The organism is Mycobacterium sp., assembly GCF_032162105.1.
Lineage (GTDB): Bacteria > Actinomycetota > Actinomycetes > Mycobacteriales > Mycobacteriaceae > Mycobacterium.
In genome coordinates this window covers 1-5,264 of record NZ_JAVRPS010000201.1, presented here as the reverse complement: position 1 = coordinate 5,264, position 5,264 = coordinate 1, and the positions used below count along the sequence as shown (strand labels likewise).

At 65.5% G+C, this 5,264-nt stretch carries 6 protein-coding genes and 1 pseudogene; 3 read left to right on the top strand and 4 right to left on the bottom strand.

Going from position 1 to position 5,264, the window contains the following annotated elements; translation table 11 throughout:
- The first annotated feature begins 204 nt into the window (after positions 1-204).
- The 3 genes from QOC69_RS10295 (at position 205) to QOC69_RS10285 (ending at position 2,851) form a co-directional block, all read left to right on the top strand.
- Positions 205-1,059, top strand: a complete 855-nt coding sequence (locus QOC69_RS10295; RefSeq protein WP_526439013.1) for a rhomboid-like protein — start codon at positions 205-207, stop codon at positions 1,057-1,059.
- Between the two features lie 526 nt (positions 1,060-1,585).
- Positions 1,586-1,672 (top strand): hypothetical protein, encoded by an 87-nt coding sequence (locus QOC69_RS10290; protein ID WP_526439015.1) that lies wholly within the window; start codon positions 1,586-1,588, stop codon positions 1,670-1,672.
- A 45-nt stretch (positions 1,673-1,717) separates the two neighbouring features.
- On the top strand, positions 1,718-2,851 hold the full coding sequence (locus QOC69_RS10285) for an SPFH domain-containing protein (RefSeq protein ID WP_526439011.1): 1,134 nt from the start codon (positions 1,718-1,720) through the stop codon (positions 2,849-2,851).
- Here the strand turns inward: QOC69_RS10285 and QOC69_RS10280 are convergent.
- The 4 genes and pseudogenes from QOC69_RS10280 to QOC69_RS10265 all read right to left on the bottom strand — a co-directional run.
- Entirely contained in the window at positions 2,797-3,246 is a 450-nt protein-coding gene (locus QOC69_RS10280; protein WP_526439009.1) for a DUF3060 domain-containing protein, read from the bottom strand. The genes QOC69_RS10285 and QOC69_RS10280 overlap by 55 nt on opposite strands.
- Positions 3,247-3,254: 8 nt before the next feature.
- Positions 3,255-3,641 carry a hypothetical protein gene (locus QOC69_RS10275; protein ID WP_526439007.1) on the bottom strand — a complete coding sequence of 129 codons (387 nt, stop codon included), beginning with the start codon at positions 3,639-3,641 and terminating at the stop codon, positions 3,255-3,257.
- Between the two features lie 316 nt (positions 3,642-3,957).
- Positions 3,958-4,365: a hypothetical protein gene (locus QOC69_RS10270; RefSeq protein WP_526439005.1), complete on the bottom strand. Its 408-nt coding sequence runs from the start codon at positions 4,363-4,365 to the stop codon at positions 3,958-3,960.
- Positions 4,366-4,375: 10 nt separating this feature from the next.
- Positions 4,376-4,642: pseudogene (locus tag QOC69_RS10265) on the bottom strand (metallophosphoesterase); the annotation flags it as partial.
- Positions 4,643-5,264: the final 622 nt, after the last annotated feature.

Sequence of the window (5,264 nt, the reverse complement as noted above, 5' to 3'; positions counted from 1 at the left end):
CGCGACCAGCTGCAGCACGACGGGCACCGGCCCCGACAGCAGCGACCAATTCAGCACCACCGACCTCCTTCTCCACGCTGAGAGACGGCACCTCTATTCTCCGCCGAAATCTGCTGCCGGAACGCTGAGCGACGGAACTGAACGCGCACGGAATTGCCAGCCGCGACACCGGACGGTATTGCTCGGTCGGTATGGTCGAACGAGATGGTGTCGCGAATGTGCTCCAGCCTTGTCGCGGTGCGAGTCACGGTGACCTACGCGGTGACGCTGCTCCTCGTTGCGACCACACTTTTGGTGCTGGGTCCTGGGGTGCAGGACCGCGTGGTCAGTCACCTGAGTACCAATCTGCACAACCTGGCGCACGGCCATCTGGGCACGCTGCTGGGCAGTGCCTTCGTCACTGCCGACGGTCAGGTCTACGTCTTGTTGCCGGGACTGGTGTGCCTGCTGGCGTTGGCAGAGCTGCTCTGGCACAGCGGGCGTTTGGTCCTGGCATTCGCGCTCGGTCACATCGGGGCCACCCTGATCGTTGCCGTCGGGCTGGCCGCCGCGATCAAGTTCGGCTGGCTGCCGATCTCGATCGCCCGCGCCAGCGACGTCGGGCTCAGCTACGGCGCGATGGCCGTGCTGGGCACCCTGACCGCGGCGATACCGCCGCGCTGGCGCCCGGCCTGGATTGGCTGGTGGCTGGCCGTCGCCCTGGTGGTCGTGGCGTCCGGGGCGGACTTCACGGCAGCCGGGCACACGGTCGCCCTGATGCTGGGCATGCTGCTGTCCACCCGGTTCCGTGCGGCCACACACTGGACTCTGGTGCGATTAGTGCTGCTGGCGGGTGGTGTCGCGGTCGGCTATCTGATGCTCATCGGGGTGTCGCTGCCCGCGGCGCCGGTCGCCGGGTCGACCGGGATGCTGGTCGCGCTGATCGCGCAGTGGGTGGCTCGGCGATGGCGCAGTCGGCGTGTGTACCAATCGACTGCGTTCTCGCCCCTAGGGCAGTCGGGCACCGACGGGTATCCGGCACTGTCACCGTCGCCTCTTCCGCTGTCGTGTTCACGATGATGTCGGCCGAAAGGCCCTACTAGCGATCCACCACCGCGCTGCGGCGGGCGCGAATTCCGCCCGTCAGTGATACCGGTTGGTGCGGCCCCCGTCGCGCAGGCTTCTGATCTCACGTTCCCACTATGCGTGCCGAAGTTGGTTAAGCCGCGATCTACTCGCCCAGGACGAGGCGATTTCAACAGGCGCGCTCACACCCCGGCACGCCGACGAGGCCAGTAACGCCGTGCCGCTTGCATGCTGACGGGCGCCACCGTTGCCGCAGCAGTACGTGTCGCCTTTCGATGAATGTGGCGGGGGGGCGACGGCGGTGTCGAATGTCCGTTGGTCGAGGAAGGCTGGGCCCACCGGCAAAGGTGGTGCTCATCGCAGACCGGACGGGGGAGGAGAATACGGGGCGTGAGTGATGTCTCGCTGGTCGGTTGCGTCGGGTCGTTGATCGTGGCGACCCGCGGCGACGCAGGGCCGGAGAGGTCCTGCTCAACGTGAGGGGGCAAAGGAGGCCTACCTTGCATGGTCGGACCAGCCGCTGGCGAAGGGCACCGAGGTGCTGGTGATCGATACTCGCGGGGCGCGCACGGTTGTGGTGGAACCGTGGCCCGGCATGGATTGCTGACGAAACCACCTGCGTCACAAAACGCGAATCTGCAAGGAGCCCAACATGTTCGGCTATAAAGTGCCAGCACCCGACGAAGCGATGCTGATCTCTGGAGGCCGGGCGCCCGGCAACGCCCCGTTCCGTGTGGTCACCGGTCACGGCGCCTACATCATGCCGTTCTTCCGCAAGGTACGGTTCCTCACATTGGCGATGTGCGAGGCCGAAGTCGCCGAAAAGTGCGTCACCCAGCAGGGAATCACCTTGAACGTGCGAGCGGTGATCGCCTTCAAGGTGGGCAACGACGACGAAAGCATCGTGTCCGCCGGGCAACGATTCCTGTCCGACCAAGAACAGATGGCTGTCTTGACCGGGCGGATCTTCGCCGGTCACCTGCGCTCGATCATCGGTTCGATGACCGTCGAGCAGATCATCAAAGAGCGGCAGAAGCTGGCCACCGAGGTCCTCGACGGATCCAAGCAAGAGATGGCCAAGATCGGGCTCACCGTCGACGCCCTGCAGATCCAGTCCATCGACGACGGCCAGCTCGGCTACATCCTCGCGATGTCCGCACCACACAACGCCGCCATTCAGCAGCAAGCCCAGATCGCCCAGGCACAGGCCAACCAGGCAGCCGCGGAGGCCGAGCAGGAGTCCCAACGAAACCAGGCCGAATACGCCCGCCAGACCGCGATCGTGCAGGCCCAATACAAGGCCGAAGTCGACAAGGCACAAGCCCAGGCCGCCCAGTCGGGACCGCTCGCCGAGGCGCAAGCCCAGCGAGAAGTGCTCGAGATGCGCACCGAACTGGCTCAGCGCGCCGCCGAACTCCGTCAGCAAGAGCTCGTCTCGGAGGTCGTCAAGCCGGCCGAGGCGGAGGCAGAACGCGTCCGGATCCTGGCGCTCGCCGACGCGGAGAAGATGAAGATCCAAGCCGAGGCGGCGGCCTCGCACAACCGGGTGGCCCTGGACAGGATGCTCATCGACCAGTTGCCTGAAATCGTCAAGCAGGCCGCCCAAGGTCTGTCAGGCGCCAACCTGACAGTCCTCAACGGCGCCGACGGGCTCGGCGAGATCGCCACCGGCCTGGTGGGGCAGGGCCTGGCAATCTTCGATTCTTTGCGCGGTGGGCTAGGTCAACACGGCTACGGCGACGGGTCGGGCGAGCTCGAAGCCCCCGCGTCCCACGATGGCCGCTGACACCGGGTTGATGGCTTTAATGCGCGCGAGCGGTTAGCGCGGCTGACGGTGTTGGAGACCCCGGCCGTGGTGACCCGAGGTGTGCCCGACTGGTAGGTGATGGCGTTGCCTACGCCGGAAGTGCTGATGGTGTCGGCACTTTCGATGCTGACCTGATTGCTGGAGCCCGACACGGTGAGGCTGGCGCAGTCGCCGGTGGCGGTGATCGTGTTCGAGTTACCGCCGACGGTTACGTGACTGTCGTTGCAGACGAAGGCTTGGGTGGTGTTGTTTCCGCCGACCTTGATCCTGCCGCCCGGTGCGCTGGTGATCGCTGCGGCGCCGGTGGCGATGTTCGCCGCGACGATCGCGGCGAGGGCCAACCAGCCGATGACGATGACCAGCCAACAGATCATCCCGACCTTCAGTCGCGGGCGCAGTCTGCCGAGCCAATTGCGGACTCGTCGCGGTCGCGGTCATAGGCGAACGAGGTGACGCATCGTGCTCGCGCGGGGGTTGCGCTGATCGGCCAGGACCACGCCGTCGATGTATTCACGCCCGCGGACGACCACCAGCGAAACGGCAGCACTTCGGCGAGGCGAAACGCCGCCGGTACCTTCCGCGGCGGGGAGACGAGGGGTGGCCCGTGGCTGTCGGCCGGCGAAATGTAGTCACGCGCAGCGGGATTCAGCTGCACGTACGATCCGTCGCAGTTGGGCGCGGCACGGTCGTATTCCGCGGCTTCGCGGTGCGCTTCGGCCAGCTCGCGTTCCAGCTCGGCGATGCGTTCCTCAGGGTCTTCAGGCGCCACCGGCTGATCGTCCATAGCCCAGGTATCGAGTGAAGCCGACGACCGCTGGCCCGATCAGCCCGCGCTGTGCACTGCGACCGGCACCTCCGCGGCGGCTTCGGCATCGGCAACCGGCACCGCGACGATGAGGATGCCGCGTTCGTAAGTGGTTGTGATGTCGCCCCGAGTCCCGCAGCTGATAAGCGCCGCTGACGGCCTTGGAATCCACTCTCCTTGGCCCCGCAACGTAGTGTCAATTACAGTTGTCAGGCCCAGACGCGAAGGCCGCGGGCCGACATGAGGGATTGCGCGCCAACGCTTTACGAGCTGTGGGGTTCTACTTTTTGAGGGGTCTGCGGCGCACCAAGACTAACGCGACCACCAATACCACGGTGAGCGCCTCGGCGATCACACTGAGCGCGGCATACGGTGATGGGTTCCATCCGCGTTCGCTGAAGCCGAAGAGGCCGATCGTGCGCGAGAGTGCGAACGCGATCAGCGCGCCGACCGACAGAACAGCGCCGGCCCAGCTAATCCATTCGGGTGCGCCCACCAGAATCAGCACAGCCAGCGCACAAAAGATGGTGGCCTGGACCAGGAACCCGGACCCGACGGTCGGGATATACCGGTAGCCGCCGTCGATGTACAGGTAGGCGTGGATGACGCCGCTGACCGCCAGCGTGGCGGCAATGGCGAACCTGACGCCGAGTCGGGTCGGCAGGCCTGTTGTTGTTGGCGATTTCATTGCAGTTCTGCTCCTTGAGCGCGAGGGCCTGTTGGCCCTTGGTGTAGCTGACCTCATGGATGCCGAGCGCGTCGTGAAGTGCCCCGGCCGGCAGCGTCACCGGCTTTGGCGCAGGCCCGTCACCGGGATGCGGCAACGGGTAGGCGGTGGTGGTGCCGCTGTAGAAGGTCACGTCGCCCTCGGTCTTCGAGAACAGTTGGTGCACACGGCCGTTGAGGCAGTTGACCGAGGAGAAGCGGCGCAGATAGCTCAGCGCCTGAGTGGCGTCGTCAGCTCCCCGCTCGCTTCGGTAAGCAGACCGCTACCGGCCCCGGGAGTTCGGTTTACACGAGTCGGACGGCGCTCCTGAGGAAAAGGAGTGCCGTCCGAAGCAACAACCACTTGGTTACCAAGCGTGCATGGTGGCGCGGTGAAATGTGGCCTCGGCGTCAGGAGAAATTCCCCCCGCCTGACGCAAGCCCACCGCGCTGTGCCCAGTTGATGGGCCTTGCTTCGCGTGGGTGCCTGGTGCTCGTGCTGGGCGACACAGCCGAGAGGAGGATACTTCTCTTCCGATCCGACCTTGGTCTGCCGTGGATCCGTAGCACAAGCCTACCCCGCCTGTCCAGGTAAGTAACAGCAAGATGAGTTGGGCCGAGCGTTCAGTGGGCATCTCGCCGACCATCGCCAATTCCTGTTCGCGCACACGTTCGGCCGGATCGACAGCATCGACGCCGATATCGCCCGACATCGACGAGCAGATCGAGGCGTATCTGGCCCCATTCATGTGGAAGACGATCCTGGGCCACCAGAGTCATCATCGCCGAAGACTTGGGCGCAGCGCCGACACCCCTAGTGCTCGCGCAGGTGGAGTGCTAAACCAGAAGCAGCGCAGCCAGCCGACACCCGTCGCAGTGGCA